The 17,265-nt window shown below is 69.3% G+C and carries 15 protein-coding genes and 1 riboswitch; of the genes, 4 read left to right on the top strand and 11 right to left on the bottom strand.

Annotation, left to right across the window (positions count from 1 at the left end):
- Positions 1–30: 30 nt before the first annotated feature.
- From atzF to BLQ74_RS00505, 7 genes are all read right to left on the bottom strand, one after another.
- Positions 31–1,839 (bottom strand): allophanate hydrolase, encoded by a 1,809-nt coding sequence (atzF, locus tag BLQ74_RS00475; RefSeq protein ID WP_090259716.1) that lies wholly within the window; start codon positions 1,837–1,839, stop codon positions 31–33.
- Positions 1,840–2,004: 165 nt separating this feature from the next.
- Positions 2,005–5,625, bottom strand: a complete 3,621-nt coding sequence (gene uca, locus BLQ74_RS00480) for an urea carboxylase (RefSeq protein WP_090259717.1) — start codon at positions 5,623–5,625, stop codon at positions 2,005–2,007.
- 230 nt (positions 5,626–5,855) lie between these two features.
- Positions 5,856–6,491 carry an urea amidolyase associated protein UAAP2 gene (locus BLQ74_RS00485; protein ID WP_090259719.1) on the bottom strand — a complete coding sequence of 212 codons (636 nt, stop codon included), beginning with the start codon at positions 6,489–6,491 and terminating at the stop codon, positions 5,856–5,858.
- An 11-nt stretch (positions 6,492–6,502) separates the two neighbouring features.
- Entirely contained in the window at positions 6,503–7,231 is a 729-nt protein-coding gene (locus BLQ74_RS00490; RefSeq protein ID WP_090259721.1) for an urea amidolyase associated protein UAAP1, read from the bottom strand.
- A gap of 14 nt (positions 7,232–7,245) precedes the next feature.
- Positions 7,246–8,058 carry an ABC transporter ATP-binding protein gene (locus BLQ74_RS00495; RefSeq protein WP_090259723.1) on the bottom strand — a complete coding sequence of 271 codons (813 nt, stop codon included), beginning with the start codon at positions 8,056–8,058 and terminating at the stop codon, positions 7,246–7,248.
- Positions 8,055–8,870 (bottom strand): ABC transporter permease, encoded by an 816-nt coding sequence (locus BLQ74_RS00500; protein ID WP_090259725.1) that lies wholly within the window; start codon positions 8,868–8,870, stop codon positions 8,055–8,057. The genes BLQ74_RS00495 and BLQ74_RS00500 overlap by 4 nt, the downstream gene beginning before the upstream one ends.
- 53 nt (positions 8,871–8,923) lie before the next feature.
- On the bottom strand, positions 8,924–10,000 hold the full coding sequence (locus BLQ74_RS00505; protein WP_090259726.1) for a putative urea ABC transporter substrate-binding protein: 1,077 nt from the start codon (positions 9,998–10,000) through the stop codon (positions 8,924–8,926).
- A 57-nt stretch (positions 10,001–10,057) separates the two neighbouring features.
- Positions 10,058–10,156: riboswitch (guanidine-I (ykkC/yxkD leader) on the bottom strand.
- Positions 10,157–10,418: 262 nt separating this feature from the next.
- Between BLQ74_RS00505 and BLQ74_RS00510 the strand changes: the two genes are divergently transcribed.
- Together BLQ74_RS00510 and BLQ74_RS00515 are read left to right on the top strand one after the other, a co-directional pair.
- Positions 10,419–10,667, top strand: a complete 249-nt coding sequence (locus BLQ74_RS00510; protein ID WP_090259729.1) for a DUF1145 domain-containing protein — start codon at positions 10,419–10,421, stop codon at positions 10,665–10,667.
- Positions 10,668–10,788: 121 nt separating this feature from the next.
- On the top strand, positions 10,789–10,986 hold the full coding sequence (locus BLQ74_RS00515) for a hypothetical protein (protein WP_090259731.1): 198 nt from the start codon (positions 10,789–10,791) through the stop codon (positions 10,984–10,986).
- A gap of 33 nt (positions 10,987–11,019) precedes the next feature.
- Here the strand turns inward: BLQ74_RS00515 and BLQ74_RS00520 are convergent, their stop codons facing one another.
- Entirely contained in the window at positions 11,020–11,949 is a 930-nt protein-coding gene (locus BLQ74_RS00520) for a LysR family transcriptional regulator (protein ID WP_090259733.1), read from the bottom strand.
- A 112-nt stretch (positions 11,950–12,061) separates the two neighbouring features.
- Here BLQ74_RS00520 and BLQ74_RS00525 point away from each other — a divergent pair, with 112 nt between their 5' ends.
- Complete coding sequence (locus BLQ74_RS00525) at positions 12,062–14,047, top strand: alkyl/aryl-sulfatase (protein WP_425287469.1); 1,986 nt, start codon at positions 12,062–12,064, stop codon at positions 14,045–14,047.
- 190 nt (positions 14,048–14,237) lie between these two features.
- Here BLQ74_RS00525 and BLQ74_RS00530 read toward each other — a convergent pair whose 3' ends face one another.
- Positions 14,238–14,879, bottom strand: coding sequence for an NAD(P)-dependent oxidoreductase (locus BLQ74_RS00530; RefSeq protein ID WP_090259735.1), 642 nt, complete (start codon positions 14,877–14,879; stop codon positions 14,238–14,240).
- 47 nt (positions 14,880–14,926) lie between these two features.
- Between BLQ74_RS00530 and BLQ74_RS00535 the strand changes: the two genes are divergently transcribed.
- Positions 14,927–15,106, top strand: coding sequence for a hypothetical protein (locus BLQ74_RS00535; protein WP_090259737.1), 180 nt, complete (start codon positions 14,927–14,929; stop codon positions 15,104–15,106).
- A 64-nt stretch (positions 15,107–15,170) separates the two neighbouring features.
- Here the strand turns inward: BLQ74_RS00535 and mmsB are convergent, their stop codons facing one another.
- Both mmsB and BLQ74_RS00545 read right to left on the bottom strand, forming a co-directional pair.
- Complete coding sequence (gene mmsB / locus BLQ74_RS00540; protein WP_090259739.1) at positions 15,171–16,055, bottom strand: 3-hydroxyisobutyrate dehydrogenase; 885 nt, start codon at positions 16,053–16,055, stop codon at positions 15,171–15,173.
- Positions 16,056–16,160: 105 nt separating this feature from the next.
- Positions 16,161–17,264 (bottom strand): enoyl-CoA hydratase/isomerase family protein, encoded by a 1,104-nt coding sequence (locus tag BLQ74_RS00545; protein ID WP_090259741.1) that lies wholly within the window; start codon positions 17,262–17,264, stop codon positions 16,161–16,163.
- Position 17,265 lies beyond the last annotated feature (1 nt).

Consider the following 17,265-nt stretch of genomic DNA (forward strand, 5'->3'; position numbering starts at 1 on the left):
TGTCGCAGTTGCCGGGCGGGCGCGGAAGGCTCAGGCGCGGCTGGCCAGCCAGGCGCGCCAACCGCCGAAGGCGCTGATGTCCTCGGCTCCGTCGAGGCCCCAGGCGTCGCAGATGAAGCCGGTTTCCCAGCGGCCGTCGTGCAGTTCCACCTTGCCCAGGCCCAGCGGCGCCGGGATGCCGGTGAGGAAGGAACCGAGTTCGGCACTGGGCAGTTCCCAGACTTCCACGTCGATGGCCTGGCCGCCCTCGGCCACGCGGAGCATGCCCGGGCGCAGCGGCGGCCCGCCGGCCAGGGCGTAGAGCTTGTAGGCGGGGGCGCTGCGGGTGGCTTCGAGCAGACGCGCGCCGCGCTGGCGCAATTGCCCGTTCAGCGCCAGGCCATCGAGGTGCGCGCCGCACACCACCAGGCGCGCGCGGTCATTGCGCGCGGTGCCGGCCGGCGCCGGCGTGGCCAGGGCGTTGCCACCGATCAGCGGCAGGCCGCTGTGGCGTTGCAGGGCATCGCCGAGGCTGAGCAGGTACTGATCGGTGAAGACCCGGCCGAACAGGGTCAGGCCCCAGGGCAGGCCGTTGGCCATGAAGGCGCTGGGCAGCGCCACGGCGGCGTAGTCGAGCAGGTTCATGAAGTTGGTGTAGTAACCCAGTTCGGCGTTGCGCCGCACCGGCTCGGCGTGCAGCTCGGCGAGGGTCACCGGGCGGCCGATGGTCGGCGTGAGCACGCAGTCGAGCTCGGCCAGGACGGCATCGCACTGCGCTTTCAGTTCCTGCAGGCGGTACTGCGCGCGGAAGGCCTCCACCGCGCTGGCGCCGGGCGCCTTCTCCAGCACCGCGCGGATCACTGGCAGCACCGCCTCGGGATCACGTTCGATGAGCTCGCCGACGACGCTGTAGCGTTCCGCCACCCAGGGCCCTTCATAAAGCAGCCGCGCGGCTTCGAGGAAGGGCGAGAAATCCACCGTCACGGCTTCGCCACCAAGGGCGCGCAGTTGCGCGATGGCCTGCTCGAACAAGGCCGGGCCTTCGGCGCAACCGAAGAACTCCAGGTCGGCGCCGCGCGGCACGCCGAAGCGGAACGGCCGCGGGGTGCCGAAGGCGCTGCCGTCGTTCCACAGCGGGTTGCGGCGGCTGTAGGCGTCCAGCGGGTCGTGGCGCGCGCTCAGGGCGAGCAATTCGCTGGCTTCGGCGGCGCTGGCGGTGAAGAAGGTGATGCTGTCCAGGCTGCGGCAGGCCGGCAGCAGGCCGTGGTTGGACAGCAGGCCCTTGGATGGCTTGAGCCCGACCAGGTTGTTCAGCGCCGCCGGCACCCGCCCGGAGCCGGCGGTGTCGGTACCCAGGGCGAAGCTGGCGACGCCCAGCGCCACGGCCAGCGAGGAGCCGGCGCTGGAGCCGCCGGAGGGGTACTCCGGCAGCACGCTGTTGCGGCATTCGCCGTAGGGCGAGCGGGTGCCGTTGAGGCCGGTGGCGAACTGGTCGAGGTTGGTCTTGCCCAGCGGCACCGCGCCCAGTTCGATCAGCCGTTGCACCAGGCTCGCCGATTCGTTCGGGGTGTAGGCGAAGGCCGGGCAGGCGGCGGTGGTGGGGATGCCGGCGAGGTCGATGTTGTCCTTGATGGCGAAGGGGATGCCGTACAGCGGCAGGGTCTCCGGCGACTGCCCGTCCAGCGCGGCCAGGTAGGGCTCCAGTTCGTCGAGGCTGAGCAGGTGCAGGAACAGGTGGTAATCCGGGTTCAGCGCCGCGGCTTTGTCGCGCAGGCCGGCGATCAGTTGGCGCGGGGTGCTGCGGCCGTCGCGGTAGATGGCGCGGAGGGTGGCGAGGCGGAGGTCGAAGGCTTGGCTCATGGTCTGGTGTCCAGTTCAGGGCCGGCTGCCCTGTCCCCCGGCCCTCATCTGGAGGGCGAGGGGGGAAGGCGCAATCCGGCGCGAGTTGTAGAAAGCGTTCGGTCGTTGAGGCGGGCGTCGAACGGTTCCCTCTCCCCGCTGGGAGAGGGGGGCTCCGCCGTGCGGTCAGGCCTCTTCCAGCACCACCACGCGCTGCCCCGCCCGCACCGGCGAGCCGGGCTGCACGCGGACTTCGCGGACCACGCCGTCGCGCGGTGCGGTGAGGGGGATTTCCATCTTCATCGACTCAAGGATCACCAGCACGTCGCCGGCCTTGACGCTGGCGCCCTCGGCCACCTGCACCTGCCAGAGATTGCCGGCGACATGGCTTTCGATGGCGTGCTGGCCAGCGCCCAGCGGCGCATCCTCACCGAGTTCGGGGGCGACTTCCTCGCTGTCGAAATGCGCCTGGCCGGAAGCGATCCAGCGCTGCCGTTCGGCGTCGAAGGCGGCACGCTGGTGGTCGCGGAAAGCGGCGATGCCCTCGGCCTCGCGGGCGAGGAAGTCCTGGTAGTCGGCCAGGCGCAGCTCGCTGTGCTCGATGCGCAGCGGGTAGCGCCCGAGGGGGAAGTCGCGGCGGATGCGCAGCAGTTCCTCGGCGTCCACCGGATAGAAGCGGATCTGGTCGAAGAAGCGCAGCAGCCAGGGCTTGCCGTCGAAGGCCTCGACTGCGCGGTAGCGGTTCCACATCTGCAGGGTGCGGCCGACGAACTGGTAGCCGCCGGGGCCTTCCATGCCGTACACGCAGAGGTAGGCGCCGCCGATGCCCACCGAGTTTTCCGCGGTCCAGGTGCGCGCCGGGTTGTACTTGGTGGTGACCAGCCGCTGGCGCGGGTCGAGCGGGGTGGCGACGGGCGCGCCGAGGTAGACGTCGCCGAGGCCGAGCACCAGGTAGCTGGCGTCGAAGACGGTGCGGTACACGGCCTGCAGGTCCGGCAGCTCGTTGATGCGGCGGATGAACTCCAGGTTGCTCGGGCACCAGGGCGCGTCCTTGCGCACCGTGGTCATGTACTTGTCGATGGCCAGGCGGCAGGCCGGGTCGTCCCAGGACAGCGGCAGGTGGACGATGCGCGAGGGCACGCGCAGGTCCTGCGCCGAGCAGACGTCGTCCCAGAGACCGGCGACGGTGGCCAGCAGCCGTTGCAGCGGCAGGGTTTCCGGCTGGTAGTGCACTTGCAGCGAGCGGATGCCCGGCGTCAGGTCGATCACGCCGTCCAGGGCCAGGGCCTCCAGCGCCTGCATCAGCGCATGGCCACGGAAGCGCAGCACCAGGTCCAGCTCCGCCGGGCCGATTTCCAGCAGCAGGTGGGTGTCGCCGGAGAGCCGCGCGACCAGGCGCGTGTCGCCTTCGCCGAGGTCGAGCACGATGGGCGAGAGCAGGTGCTCCGCGGTCGTCCGTTGCGGCGCGGCGAGGCGCTGCCCGGTGCTGGCCTGGAGGCTCCGCACTTCGCCGTTGCGCGCCTGCGCCAGGGCCCGCGCGCTGGAGATATCCACCGGCTCGAAGCGCACCTTGTCGCCGGCCTTGAGCTGGCCGAGCTGCCAGAGGTCGGCCTCGATCACCGTCACCGGGCAGACGAAGCCGCCCAGGCTCGGGCCGTCCGGGCCGAGGATCACCGGCATGTCGCCGGTGAAGTCCACCGCGCCGACGGCATAGGGGTTGTCGTGGATGTTCGACGGGTGCAGGCCGGCCTCGCCGCCGCTGTCGCGCACCCATTCCGGCTTCGGCCCGATCAGGCGCACGCCGGTGCGGCTGGAGTTGAAATGGACCTCCCAGGCGGTGGCGAAGAACGTCTCGATGTAAGCCGGGCTGAAGTATTCCGGGGCGCCGTGGGGGCCGTAGATGACGCGGATGCGCCGCAGCGCCGGCAGCTCGCTGCGCAGTTCGGCCGGCAGGCACTCGCCGTGGCGCGCGTCGTGCAATGGCGCCAGGTGCAGCACGTCGCCGGCGCGCAGGGCGCGGCCGCCGTGGCCGCCGAACTGGCCGAGGGTGAAGGTGCTCTTGCTGCCCAGGTAGTCCGGCAGTTGCAGGCCGCCGCGCAGGCACAGGTAGCTGCGCGCCCCGGCGCCGGCGATGGCGCCCAGGCTGAGCACGGCGCCGGCCGGCACGAAGAGCGTGCGGTCCATCGGCTGCTCGCGGCCGTCGAGGGTCACGCCGATCGGCGCGCCGCAGACGGCGACCACGGCGTCGGTGTTGAAGCGCAGGCTCGGACCGTTGAGGGTGATCTCCAGCGCCGCCGCGCCTTCCGGGTTGCCCAGCAGACGGTTGCCGAGGCGCAGCGCGCGGTCGTCCATCGGCCCCGACGGCGGCACGCCCACGGCCCAGTAGCCGAGGCGTCCGGGGTAGTCCTGCACGCTGGTCTGGGTGCCGGCGCTGAGCACTTCGAGGGTCTCGGCGCGGTAGCGCAGGCCCTCAAGGCAGCGGGTCCAGGGCGAGCCGCTGGCGAAGGGCGTGTCGGCGAGGATCTGCCGCAGGTAGCCACGGTTGCATTCGACGCCGTACAGCTCGGTGTCGCCGAGGGCGCGGTCGAGGCTGGCGCGGGCCTGCTCGCGGTCGGGCGCCCAGGCGATCAGCTTGGCGATCATCGGATCGAAGTAGGGCGGGATCTCGCAGCCGGCCTCGACCCAGGTGTCGAGGCGCAGGTGCTTGCCGTCGGCCGCCGGGAAGCGCACGGCGGTGAGCAGGCCGGGGCAGGGCTGGAAGTCGCGGCCCGGGTCCTCGGCGTAGAGCCGGGCCTGGATGGCGTGGCCCACGGGCTCGAGGCCGGCGGCCAGCTCGGCCAGCGGCGGCAGCTCGCCGGCCGCCAGTTCGATCATCCAGCGCACCAGGTCGACGCCCCAGACCTGCTCGGTGACGCCGTGCTCGACCTGCAGGCGGGTGTTCACTTCGAGGAAGTAGAAGCGTTCGGCCGCGCTGTCGTAGACGAATTCCACGGTGCCGGCGCTGCGATAGTTCACCGCCTTGGCCAGGGTGATCGCCGCCGCGCAGAGCTGCTCGGCCATGCCGGCCGGCAGGTTCGGCGCCGGGGTTTCCTCCAGCACCTTCTGGTTGCGCCGCTGCACCGAGCAGTCGCGCACGCCGAGGGCGATGACGTCGCCGCGGCCGTCGCCGAACACCTGTACTTCCAGGTGGCGGGCGCGCTGGATGTATTTCTCGATGAACACCCCGGCGTCGCTGAAGTTGTTCTGTCCCAGGCGCTTCACCGCCTCGAAGGCGTCGCTCAGCTCGCTGGCGTGGCGGCACACGCGCATGCCGATGCCGCCGCCGCCGGCGGTGCTCTTGAGCATCACCGGGTAGCCGACGCGCTCGGCGGCGAGCAGGGCGGCGTCGAGGTTTTCCAGCAGGTCGGTGCCTTCGAGCATCGGTACGCCGTGCGCCTTGGCCAGGGCGCGTGCGGTGTGCTTGAGGCCGAACACGCGCAACTGCTCGGGCGTCGGCCCGACGAAGGCGATGCCGGCGGCCTCGCAGGCCTCGGCGAAGGCGGCATTCTCGGAGAGGAAGCCGTAGCCGGGGTGGATGGCGCTGGCGCCGCTGTCGCGAGCGGCGCCGAGGATTTTCTCGACCACCAGGTAGGTGCTGGCGGCCGGGCCGTCGCCGAGGCTGAAGGCCTGGTCGGCCTGCTGGATGTGCAGGCTGGCGGCGTCGGCTTCGGCGTACACCGCCACGCCCTGCACGTCGAGGGCACGCAGGGTGCGCAGGATGCGGCAGGCGATGGCGCCGCGGTTGGCGATCAGGAGTTTGTCGAACATGAGGAAGTCCCCATGGGGTGGCGGGCCGTCCCGCCGCTATTGGGTCCGCATCCCGGCCGTCCGGGATGGAAACAGGATTCGCAGGATGGGCGGAGCGAAGCGCTACCCATCAATCGCCTGCCGCCTCGCTGTGGGGGCGCGGCGCTCGATCCCGGCGACGGGGGCTTGGCGCAGGCATTGTCCCGAGCGGCTCTGGCAGAGCAGCCAGAGCCAGTGGCGCAGGCGCGCGGTCAGTCCCATACCAGCAGCTCCGCCGGGGTCGGGTTCCAGCCGTTGCACGGGTTGTTCAACTGCGGGCAGTTGGAGATCAGTACGATGATGTCCATGTGCGCGACCAGTTCGACGTACTTGCCGGCCGCCGAGATGCCGTCCTCGAAGGTCAGGCCGCCCTCGGCGGTGACCGGCACGTTCATGAAGAAGTTGATGTTGTGGCTGATGTCGGCCTTGGACAGGCGCCCGTCGTGCAGGCAGGCGCGCAGGAAGTTGTCGCGGCAGCTGTGCATGTAGCGCTTGTCGAGGGCGTAGCGCACCGTGTTGCTTTCCTGGGCGCAGGCGCCGCCGAGGGTGTCGTGGCGGCCGCAGGTGTCGGCGCTGATGGTCAGCATCGGGTTGCCGAGGTTGGAATAGAGCACGCTGCCGCTGCTCAGGTAGACCCGCCCCTGCTTGCGCAGGGTGCGTTGCACGTCATAGCGCTCGCGCGGGTTGCGTGCGTTGTAGAAGAGGGTGTCGACCGCCTGGTTGCCTTCCAGGTCGAGGATGCGCAGGGTCTGCCCGGCCTTGAGTTCGCTGAGGCTGGGTTCGCCGGCGGCGATCAGGCGGCGCGAGACGGCGGCTTCGGGGTGCTTGTCGCTGTGGGTGATGGGCATGCTCGCGCTCCTCAGATGTACAGGCGTTCGGTGTTGTGGAAGCCGCGGCCGTTCTCCGGGCGCGAGGTGCGGCAGAGCACGCTGATGCCGTCGGACTCGACCTTGTGCCAGGACAGGCCGATGGGCTTGGGCGCGTAGCGCGGGTTCGGGTCCAGCGGGTGCTGCAGGGCGGTGAGCACCACCAGGGTATCCATCGGCGCGTACAGCTCGACGTAGTCGCCGGCCTTGGCGTTGCCGGGCACGAAGTGGAAGCAGCCGTCGGCGTCGACGTCGACGCGGCTGAACAGGTTCAGGCACATCAGCAGGTCTTGCAGGCGCATGTCCCACTTGCCCATTTCCACCAGCAGGTTGTCCACGCCGTTGCGGTAGAAGCCGTTGCGCAGTTCCTGGTAGCGGCCCGCGCCGTATTTCTCCAGCACCTCGGCGGCGTTCAGCACGCCGCCGAAGCTGTCATGCCAGCCGCAGGTGTCGGCGCTGATGGCCGCCAGCACGCGGCCCATGTCGGAGTACAGGCAGTGGCCGGCGCTGAGCTTGGCGGTGTGCTGGGCCTTGAGGCTGTCCGGCAGGTTGAGGCGCTCGCTCTTTTCCGCGGCGTTGAACAGCAGCAGGCTGACGTTGCCGCCGCCTTCCAGGTCGGTCAGGCGCAGCAACTGGCCGCGCTTGAGGACGAAGGAGGTGTGGCCGCCGCCGGGGACGGTTTCTTCGTAGAGGGTGGGACGCAGGGCGAGAGTGGCGGTCATGGCGCTTCCTCGTGTCAGTAGGCCGGGGTGAGTACCGGGGCGTCGTCTTCGGGTTGCCCGACGAGGCGTGGCGGCAGCGCGGCGATGGCAGCGCGGGCGGCCCGGCGGTCGGCGTTCAGGGGAATGTCGTAGGTGATGCGCGCGCCATAGGCGCCGGGCGCGTGCGGGTCGAGGCGGACCTTGTCGAAAACCAGCAGGCGGGTGCCGAGGGTGAAGCCCTCGGACAGGTCATGGGTGACCATGAACACGGTCAGCCGGGTTTCCCGCCAGAGCTGCAGCAGCAGCGCGTGCATGTCCTTGCGGATGCCCGGATCGAGCGCGCCGAAGGGTTCGTCGAGGAGCAGCACGCGCGGTTTCATCACCAGCGCCTGGGCGATGGCCAGGCGTTGCTGCATGCCGCCGGACAGCGCGCTGGGGTATTGCTCCAGGGCGTGGCCGAGGCCGACTTTCTCCAGCAGCGCGGCGGCTTCCTCGCGGGCCTGGCGCTTGGCCGCGCCGAACAGCCGGCCGAGCAGCGGCGAGCGCGGCAATTCCAGGCCGAGGGCGACGTTGTCCAGCACGCTCAGGTGCGGGAACACCGAGTAGCGCTGGAACACCACGCCGCGGCTCGGGTCCGGTTCGCCGGGCAGCGGCCGGCCGTCGAGGAGGATGTCGCCACGGCTGGGCAGTTCCTGGCCGAGCAGCAGGCGCAGGAAGGTCGACTTGCCGCAGCCGGAGGCGCCGACCAGGGTGCAGAACTCGCCTTCGTCGACCTCCAGGTTGAGGCGCTCCAGCACCAGGTTGTCGGCATAGCGCTGCCAGACATTGCGGACGCTGAGGAAACTCATGCCTTGCCTCCTTCGTACCAGGGGAAGGCGCGCCGGGTGAGCAGGCGCAGTGCGTAGTCGAGCAGCCAGGCGAGCAGGGTGATCCACACCACGTAGGGCAGGATCACGTCCATCGCCAGGTAGCGGCGGACCAGGAAGATGCGGTAGCCGAGGCCGTCGGTGGAGGCGATGGCTTCGGCGGCGATCAGGTACAGCCAGGCCGAGCCGAGCATCAGCCGCAGCGAGATGAGCAGGCGCGGCAGCAGTTGGGGCAGGACCACCCGGAGGATCAGGGTCCAGGTCGAGGCGCCGAGGGTCTGCGCCTTGATCAGCAGTTCGCGGGGGATTTCCCGCGCGCGCTGTTCGATGTCGCGGGCGATGCAGGGGGTGATGCCGACCACGATCAGCACCACCTTGGACAGCTCGCCGAGGCCGAAGACGATGAACAGCACCGGCAGCACCGCCAGCGGTGGAATCATCGACAGCACGGTGAGCAGCGGCGACAGCGGCGCGCCGAACAGCGGCACGCTGCCGGCGGCCACGCCGAGCACCAGGCCGAGCAGGGCGGCGATGCCCAGGCCGAGGCCGAGGCGCTGCAGGCTGGCGCCGGTGTCGCCCCAGAACAGCACGTCGCCGGTGCGCTGGTCGGTGCTGAAGGCCAGGCGCTCGACGGCATCGACCATCTGCGCGGCGCTGGGCAGCAGCTTGTCGTTGGGGTTCTCCGCCAGGCGGCTGGCCGACCCGGTGAAGTAGGCGAACAGCAGCAGGGCGAAGGGCAGCAGGACCAGGAACAGCCGGCTGCCGCGTTCGGGTTGCAGGTTGATCAGGCGCATGGCTCGTCTCTTTGGCAGGACGTCGGGCGGATAACGCTGGCGCGTCGGGCGCCTTAGAGTTTTCCGTCGGCGGCCAGCTGCACGTAGCTCGGGTCGAAGCGCAGCTTGAGGTTGCCTTGCGCGCCGAGGCTGGCGCCGTTGGCGAAGCTCATGCCGACCGCGTCGGGGCTCTTCGCGCCTTCGCCGAGCAGGCCGTGGGCGAAGGAGAATTTCGCCACCTTGTCCATGGTCGCCGGCAGGCTGGCGCCGGTGGCGAAATCGAGGGCTTCGCGCGGCGTGTAGAACAGCTTGGTGGTGGCCAGTTGCGCCTGGTAGCCGGCCAGGTCGGTGCCCGAGGCCTTGGCCATGTGCGCCAGCGCCGCCTTGCTCTCGGCGTTGTCGGCCTGCATCAGCGCCAGGGTCTCGAACCAGGCGCCGGTCAGCGCTTTGCCCAGGGCCGGGTTGTCCTTCAGCGTCTGGCTGTTGACCACCATCATGTCCATGATTTCGCCGGGCACCTTGCTGGAGTCGAACACCTCGCTGGTGCCGGGCTTGGCGCGCACCTCAGAGAGCATCGGGTTCCAAGTGGTCACGGCCTGCACTTCGTCGGTGTCGAAGGCGGCGGCGATGTCGGCGTCGGAGGTGTTGACGGTCTTCACGTCCTTCTCGCTGAGCTTGGCGCTTTCCAGGGCGCGGGCCAGCAGGTAGTGGGAGACCGAGAGTTCGACCAGGTTGACCTTCATGCCCTTGAGGTCGGCGAGGGTCTTGCCTTCGCCCTTGAGCACGATGCCGTCGTTACCGTTGGAGAAGTCGCTGACGATCAGCGCGGTGGAGTCGACGCCGCCGGCGGCGGGGATGGTCAGGGCGTCCATGTTGGTCATGGTGCAGCCGTCGAACTGGCCGGCGGTGTACTGGTTGATCGACTCGATGTAGTCGTTGAGCTGGGTCAGCTTGACCTTGATCCCGTACTTCTTCGCCCACTTGTCGACGATGCCGTGGCTGGCCGCGTATTCCCAGGGCATCCAGCCGGCGTAGATGGTCCAGCAGAGGTTGAAGCTGTCCTTGGGCGCGGCGGCGGCGGACAGGCTGAAGGTGGCCAGCGAGGTGGCGAGAACGGCGGCGAGCAGGGCGGGCAGACGGGGCTTGAACATTGAAACACTCCGGTTCGGTTGTCGGGCAGGCAGGAGTCGGCGGCATCTGTCGCACGCTTCTCCCGGGCTTTTGTCCCGCCGTGTAACCTCGCTGGAGGTCGATGGCTCTCGGACCAGACACTCGCTGCGCGAGCCGGAACCCTAGCCATCCATTGTCGAATTGTGGTGCTGCGGACCCGGCGACGCGGGCAACTCCTGCACGGGTGATGCATAGCGAGCGGCGTGCCAACTTGCTGTAGGGCCCGTGGTTGATGGCTTTGCCGCGCTTTCGAGGGGCGTTCGCCGGCGCTGCCGGGCGATGCGTCGCCCACAAATGCGGCAGGCGCGCTGCAATTTGGTGCGCCCGACGAAAGTCGGTAGGCACCCGCGCATGGCTCGCGGCAGACTGCGCGGACCTTCCACCGCCGCGGAGTTCTCCATGTCCCACACGCTGTCATTCGCCAAGGGCGCCCTGGCCATGTTCTGGCTGGTCGCCGCGCTCAATCTGATCTACCCGTTCGGCGAGCTGCACCGCCCGCTGATGCTGCTGGCCGGGGCGCTCCTGCTGGCCCACCTCGGCGAGGTGCTGCTCTTCGGCCGGCGCCTGCGCGCCCGTCGGCGGCCCTGGCTGGAGCGCCTGCAGGTGCTTCTGTTCGGCCTTCTGCACTGGCCCGCCCTGCGGGCGTAAACGGCTGTTTTACAAAAGCTTTACCTTGGCGCGCGGCACTCGCCGGGGCGCCTTCTGTCTGATCGGTTAAGTCACTGTTTCGCGAACCCGCGAAGCGGACTTGCCCAGTCCAGGAGGCGCCATGCGTCGCTTATTCATCGCTCTGCTGTTGTTCCTTCCGCTGTCCGGTTGCGTGGTCTATGAGCATGATCATGGCTGGCGCGGCGGCCCGCGTTACTACGGTCCGCCAGCGGGTTACTACGAGCGTGGCTATGACCGCGGCTACGGCCACGGATACGACCGCGATCGCGACTACCGTGACCACGATTGGCGGCGTTGATCGACAAACGGCCGACGGCACCCGCGGGTGCCGTCAGGCATGCGGCGGACTGAGCGCTTCGCCGCTGGCGTCGGTCTCCAGCAACCGCTGCACGAAGGCATCCGCCGCCGGCGACAGGCTGCGGCTGGCGTGGCGCACCAGGGCATAGGCCGAGCCACGCGGACTGGCGCCGTCCAGCAAACCCGGCCAGGGCAGCGCGGCCAGGTGCCCGGCGGCGACATCGGCGGCGATCACATCCCAGGTCGCCAGGCAAATCACATCGCTGTTCCTCACCAATTCCTTGAGCAGCAGGACGTCGTCGCACTGCACGTCCAGCGGCTGCTCGCGTCCCAGCGCGGCGGCCAGGCCTTGCTCGGCATCGCGCGGCAGGCGCGGACCGGCCAGCGGAAAACCCTGCAAGGCGGCCAGGTCGAGTGTCGCGGCGGCGAGCAGCGGGTGCCCGGGGCGACAGCACAGGCGGCTTTCGTGCACCCGCAGCGGCTGGATGTCCAGCCGCGGGTCGTCCCTGAGTTCGCTGTAATCGGCGACGAATAGCTCCAGTTCATCGTCGAGCAGGCGCTGGTGCAGGTTCTGCCAGTTTTCGATGCACAGCACGAGGCTGACCTTGGGGTGCGCGCGGCTATACGCGGCCAGGGTCTGCGGCAGCAGCCGCGCCGCCGGGAAGGGCCCGGCGCCGAGGCGCAGCTCGCCGGCTTCCAGGTTGCCCAACTGGCGCACCGCGTTGTCCAGCGCGCGGCTGCCGGCGAGCAGCCGGCGCGCGTGTTCCAGCACCAGCCGGCCGTGGGCGGTGAGGCTGATGCCGCGCGGGTTGCGGTCGAGCAGGCGACAGTCGAGCTGGTTTTCCAGGGCCTGGATGCTGCGCGACAGCGCCGGTTGGCTGAGGCTCACTGCCTCGGCGGCGCGGGCGAAGTGGCCGTGTTCGGCCAGGGCGACGAAATGGCGGAGCTGGCGAAGGTCGTTCATGCACGCTATGCATTGGAAGTTGAAAAGGAATGCATTGGAATTATTGGCTGCTTGCTCGGCATAGTGCCAGCCGTATCAGCGCCATTGCCAAAACAAGAACCGGAGTTCCCGCATGATCCGACTGTCCACCGCCATCCTCCTCTGCGGCCTGTGCCCGAACCTGATGGCCGCCGATCTGCCCGCCGATGCGCCCAAGCCGCCGAGCGCCTTCACCGTCGCGGCCCAGCAGAAGGTCCGCGAAGCACTGCCGTTCGCCGACCGTGCGGACTTCGAGCGGGTCGACAGGGGGCTGATCAAGCGACCGGAAAATCTGCTGATCAAGAACGAGGACGGCAGCGTCGCCTGGCAACTCGGCGGCTATGACTTCCTCAACGCCGGCCAGGACATCGACAGCATCAACCCCAGCCTGCAGCGCCAGGCGCTGCTCAACCTCAAGTACGGCCTGTTCAAGGTCACCGATGGGATTTACCAGGTGCGCGGCTTCGACCTGGCCAACATCACCTTCGTCCAGGGGCAGAGCGGCTGGATCGTCATCGACACCCTGACCACCCCGGCCACCGCCAAGGCGGCCTATGCCCTGGTCAGCCAGGAACTGGGCCAGCGGCCGATCAGGGCGATCATCTACAGCCACGCCCACGCCGACCATTTCGGTGGGGTCAAGGGCCTGGTCAGCCAGGAGCAGGTGGACAAGGGCGAGGTGCAGATCATCGCGCCCAAGGGCTTCATGGAGTCGGCGATCAAGGAGAACGTGCTGGCCGGCAACGCCATGATCCGCCGCGCCACCTACCAGTACGGCACCGAGCTGGCCCAGGGGCCGCGCGGGCAGGTCGACATGGCCATCGGCAAAGGCCTGGCGCATGGCCCGCTGAGCCTGATCGCGCCGACCCGCTCGATCGTCGCGGACAACGAGGAACTGGTGATCGATGGCGTGCCTTTCAGTTTCCAGAACACCCCGGGCACCGAAGCCCCCGCCGAGATGAACGTCTGGTTGCCGCAGCAGAAGGCCCTGCTGATGGCCGAGAACGTCACCGGCACCCTGCACAACCTCTACACCCTGCGCGGCGCGGAGACCCGCGATGCGCTGGCCTGGAGCAAGTACATCAACCAGGCGCTGCACCGCTACGGCGACCAGGCCGAGGTGATGTTCGCCGTGCACAACTGGCCGCGCTGGGGCCACGACGACATCGTCCGCACCCTGGAGAAGCAGCGTGACATGTACGGCTACCTCAACGACCAGAGCCTGCACCTGGCCAACCAGGGGGTGACCATCAATCAGATTCACGAGCGCCTGAAGGTGCCCGATGAGCTGGCCAGGGAGTGGTACAACCGCGGCTACCACGGCTCGGTCAGCCACAACGTGCGCGCGGTGGTGAACAAGTACCTGGGCTACTACGACGGCAACCCGGCGACCCTCGACCCGCTGGCCCCGGAAGACTCGGCGAAGCACTACGTGGAGTACATGGGCGGCGCCGAGCACCTGTTGCAACTGGCCCGGCAGTCCTACGACAAGGGCGAGTACCGCTGGGTGGTGGAGGTGGTCAACAAGCTGGTCTTCGCCGAACCGGGCAACCAGGCCGCGCGCCAGTTGCAGGCCGATGCCTTGGAGCAACTCGGCTACCAGGCGGAGAACGCCGGCTGGCGCAACAGCTACCTGGCCGCCGCTGACGAACTGCGCCACGGCGTGCCGCGCGACCTGCCGTCGCTCAGGGGCGCCAACCCCGACGCCCTGGCGGCGATGGATACCGGCCTGCTGTTCGACTACCTGGGCGTGCGGCTGAACGCGGCGAAGGCCGAAGGCGAGGCGCTGAGCATCAACCTGCGCCTGCCGGACATCCACGAGGAATACCTGCTGGAACTGAAAAACTCGCACCTGAACAACCTCAAGGGCGTGCAGAGCGAGGACGCCGGGCAGACCGTGACCATCGACCGCGCCGACCTCAACCGCCTGCTGCTCAAGGAGGTGTCGCCGCTGCTGTTGATCGCCGAAGGCAAGCTGAAGAGTTCGGGCAACCCGCTGTTGCTGCGCAAACTGTTCGGCATGCTGGATGACTTCGACTTCTGGTTCGACATCGTCACGCCGGCGCAGCGCGCGGGCTGAGCCGCAGCGGGCGCCTCGCTGGTCGGCCTGGAGCCTTATGGGTAGCGCAGCTCCGCCCAGCCGACGGGCGCCCTCCGCCGATGAGTCGGCAGCGTGGGACGAATAACGCCTCGGGCGTTATCCGCCCCACGATTGGGGCGGTGTTTGGCGGGCAGGGGAGGTGCGTGACCGCCGAACCCGTCATTCCGGCTCAGTAGGCCACGGTGAAGCGTTGGCGGTGGTGGGCCGGCTTTTCCGCTTCGTCGAGCATGGCCACCGCCAGGTCCGGCAGGGAGATGCGGCTTTCGCCCGCGGCGTCGAACAGCACCTGGTCGCCGCCGATGCGGAAGCGGGCGCTGCGGGTTTCGCCTTCGAGCAGCATCGCCGGGCTGAGCAGGACCCAATCCAGCTCCTTTTCGCCACGCAACTGGTCGAGCGCATCGGCGGCGCCGAGGGCGCCTTCCTTCCATTGCGCGGGGAAGTCGGGGCTGTCCACCAGGCGCTGGCCGGGGGCGATTTCCAGGCTGCCGGCACCACCCAGCACGAGCAGGCGCTTGACCCCGGAAGCCTTGACGCCGTCGAGGATGGCGCGGCTGCCGGCGGCGTGGCGGGCGCGGATCTGCGGCTCGCCCCAGCCGGCGTTGAAGGCGCTGATCACCAGGTCATGGCCGGCCACCGCGCGGGCCACCTGGGCCGGGTCGTAGACATCCGCCTGCAGCGGCGTGACGCCATCGCGACCGGCCAGCTTGCTCGGCTCGCGGAGCAGGGCGCTGACGGCATGGCCGCGGCGCAGGGCTTCTTCGAGGAAGTATTGGCCAACGTGGCCGGTGGCGCCGATCAGGGCGATTTTCATGGGAGATCTCCGTGAGTTGAGCCGCGACGGCGGCAGGAACGGCGGCCATGATCGAGCTTGGTCGATGCCGGATAAACCGCTGCCGCTTCCATGCACTCGTTAGTCTGGCTTCACAATCCAAGCTCGCGGTCGTGCAGCAGGTTGGTGACGCGGGCTACTGCCAGGGCGATGAAGAACACGCCGATCACCGCATCGCTGGCGGCCAGAAGACCTGCCGGCGCGCCTAGCGCCTGGATATCGCCATAGCCCAGGGTGGTCCGGCTGTTTGGCGAATCGGCTATCCGTGCGCCCTCAGTGGTCGAACAGCTTCTGCACCACGGAAAAGTCCTTCTCGCCATAGCCTTGCTTGAGCAGCAGGCGGTACAGGCTCAGGGCCAGGCCACCCAGCGGCGTGCTGCTGCCGCTGACCTGCGCGGCTTCCTGGGCCAGGCCCAGGTCCTTGGCCATCAGCGAGGTCATGAAGCCGCCGTTGTAGCCGCGCGAGGCCGGTGCGTTTTCCATCACGCCGGGCCAGGGGTTGTAGACCTCCAGGGCCCAGTTGCCGCCGGAGCTACGGCGCATGATCTCCGACAGCACCACCGGGTCGAGGCCGTTGGCGACGCCGAGGGCTAGGGATTCGGCCGTGCCGATCATGAGGATCGCCAGCAACTGGTTGTTGCACACCTTGGCGACCTGTCCCGCGCCGTCGCCGCCGGCGTGGAAGATGTTGCGGCCCATGGCGGAGAAAATCGGCCTGGCCTTCTCCAGCACAGTCGCGTCGCCGCCGACCATGAAGGTCAGGGTGCCGGCGATGGCCCCGCCGGTGCCGCCGGAGACCGGGGCGTCGAGCATCGGGATGTTCCGCTCGGCCGCCGCATGGTGCACTTTGCGCGCCGAGTTGGGGGCGATGGTCGAGCACTCCAGCACCAGGGTGCCGGGGGCGATGTGCTTGAGCAGGCCTTCGTCGCCGAGGTAGAGCCCCTCGACGTGCACGCTGGCCGGCAACATGGTGATGACCACATCGGCGCCGTCCACCGCGTCGTGGGCGCTGCGCGCGGCGTTGGCGCCCAGTGGCACCAGGCCGTCCATGGCGCTCTGCACCAGGTCGAAGACCCGCAGCAGGTAGCCGGCCTTGAGCAGGTTGGCGGCCATGGGCGCGCCCATGTGGCCGAGACCGATGAAGGCGATCTGTTTCATGTGCGTTCTCCTCTGGTTGTGCGCGCCGGACCGCGTGGCGCCGGCCGGCGCGTAGCCTGCCGACAGCCCGGCAAGGGGGCGTCGGCGAACCAGGGAGAGCGACGATCAGAGATCCGCCAGCGGGTGCGCGCCCTCCCAGGTCGCCTCGAAATGCGCCTCCACCACTGCCTCAGGTATGGCAGCGATATCCGCCCAGTGCCAGTTCGGTGCGTTGTCCTTGTCGATCAGCCGGGCGCGCACGCCTTCGGCGAACTCCGGGTGGCGGCAGCAGTTCAGGCTCATGGCGTACTCCATGCGGAACACCTCGGCGAGGGAGGCATGGCGCGCGCGGCGGATCTGTTCCCAGACCAGCCGGGCGGTCAGCGGGCAGCCGCTGGCCATGGTTTTCGCCGCGCGCGCGAGCAAGGCATCGGCGTCGTCCTGGCAGGCGGCCAGGGCCTGCCAGGCGTCGGCGGCGTCGGCGCAGTCGAGCAGCGCGTCGAGGCGTTCGCGGCGCGGCAGCAACTGGGCTTCCGGCAGCGCGCCACGGGCCTCGTGCTCCAGCGCGCGGAGCAGGCTGTGCAGTTGCACCTCGGTGCGTTCGCGCCAGTTCAACTGCACCAGGCCGTCGAGCAGCGCGTCCTGCTGGTCGTCGAGCAGGAAGCGGTCGGCGAGGTCGAGGTCCAGCGCGTCGCGGGCGTTCATCTGCGTCGCGCCGAGGCCGAGGAACAGCCCCAGGCGGCCCGGCAGGCGGGCAAGGAACCAACTGGCGCCGACGTCCGGGTACAGGCCGATGCTGATTTCCGGCATGGCCAGACGGCTGGATGGCGTGACGATGCGCACCCCGGCGCCCTGCATCAGGCCCATGCCGCCGCCCATCACGTAGCCGTGGGCCCAACAGATCAGCGGTTTGCCGTAGGTATGGATGAGGTGATCGAGACGGTATTCGTCGGCGAAGAAGCGCCGGCCCAGTTCCGGCACCTCGCCGGGGTGTTCGCGGCAGGCATCGACCAGCTTGCGCACGTCGCCACCGGCGCAGAAGGCCTTGCCGCCGCTGCCGCGCAACAGTACGCAGGCGATGCGCTCGTCGCGGCGCCAGACCTTGAGCTGGTGCGCCAGGGCTTCGATCATCGGCAGGCTGAGGGCGTTGAGGCTCTTTTCGGCGTCCAGGGTGGCGATGCCGATGCGGTAGCCGTGCAGGCCGTGGCGTTCCTCGAAAAGTACGTTCATG

This window comes from Pseudomonas panipatensis (genome assembly GCF_900099785.1).
Lineage (GTDB): Bacteria > Pseudomonadota > Gammaproteobacteria > Pseudomonadales > Pseudomonadaceae > Pseudomonas > Pseudomonas panipatensis.

Excerpts from the sequence above, each read along its gene's own strand:
- atzF (WP_090259716.1), bottom strand. The coding sequence starts at position 1,839 with ATGAGCCAAGCCTTCGACCTCCGCCTCGCCACCCTCCGCGCCATCTAC.
- uca (WP_090259717.1), bottom strand. The coding sequence starts at position 5,625 with ATGTTCGACAAACTCCTGATCGCCAACCGCGGCGCCATCGCCTGCCGC.
- BLQ74_RS00485 (WP_090259719.1), bottom strand. The coding sequence starts at position 6,491 with ATGCCCATCACCCACAGCGACAAGCACCCCGAAGCCGCCGTCTCGCGC.
- BLQ74_RS00490 (WP_090259721.1), bottom strand. The coding sequence starts at position 7,231 with ATGACCGCCACTCTCGCCCTGCGTCCCACCCTCTACGAAGAAACCGTC.
- BLQ74_RS00495 (WP_090259723.1), bottom strand. The coding sequence starts at position 8,058 with ATGAGTTTCCTCAGCGTCCGCAATGTCTGGCAGCGCTATGCCGACAAC.
- BLQ74_RS00500 (WP_090259725.1), bottom strand. The coding sequence starts at position 8,870 with ATGCGCCTGATCAACCTGCAACCCGAACGCGGCAGCCGGCTGTTCCTG.
- BLQ74_RS00505 (WP_090259726.1), bottom strand. The coding sequence starts at position 10,000 with ATGTTCAAGCCCCGTCTGCCCGCCCTGCTCGCCGCCGTTCTCGCCACC.
- BLQ74_RS00510 (WP_090259729.1), top strand. The coding sequence starts at position 10,419 with ATGTCCCACACGCTGTCATTCGCCAAGGGCGCCCTGGCCATGTTCTGG.
- BLQ74_RS00515 (WP_090259731.1), top strand. The coding sequence starts at position 10,789 with ATGCGTCGCTTATTCATCGCTCTGCTGTTGTTCCTTCCGCTGTCCGGT.
- BLQ74_RS00520 (WP_090259733.1), bottom strand. The coding sequence starts at position 11,949 with ATGAACGACCTTCGCCAGCTCCGCCATTTCGTCGCCCTGGCCGAACAC.
- BLQ74_RS00525 (WP_425287469.1), top strand. The coding sequence starts at position 12,062 with ATGATCCGACTGTCCACCGCCATCCTCCTCTGCGGCCTGTGCCCGAAC.
- BLQ74_RS00530 (WP_090259735.1), bottom strand. The coding sequence starts at position 14,879 with ATGAAAATCGCCCTGATCGGCGCCACCGGCCACGTTGGCCAATACTTC.
- BLQ74_RS00535 (WP_090259737.1), top strand. The coding sequence starts at position 14,927 with ATGATCGAGCTTGGTCGATGCCGGATAAACCGCTGCCGCTTCCATGCA.
- mmsB (WP_090259739.1), bottom strand. The coding sequence starts at position 16,055 with ATGAAACAGATCGCCTTCATCGGTCTCGGCCACATGGGCGCGCCCATG.
- BLQ74_RS00545 (WP_090259741.1), bottom strand. The coding sequence starts at position 17,264 with ATGAACGTACTTTTCGAGGAACGCCACGGCCTGCACGGCTACCGCATC.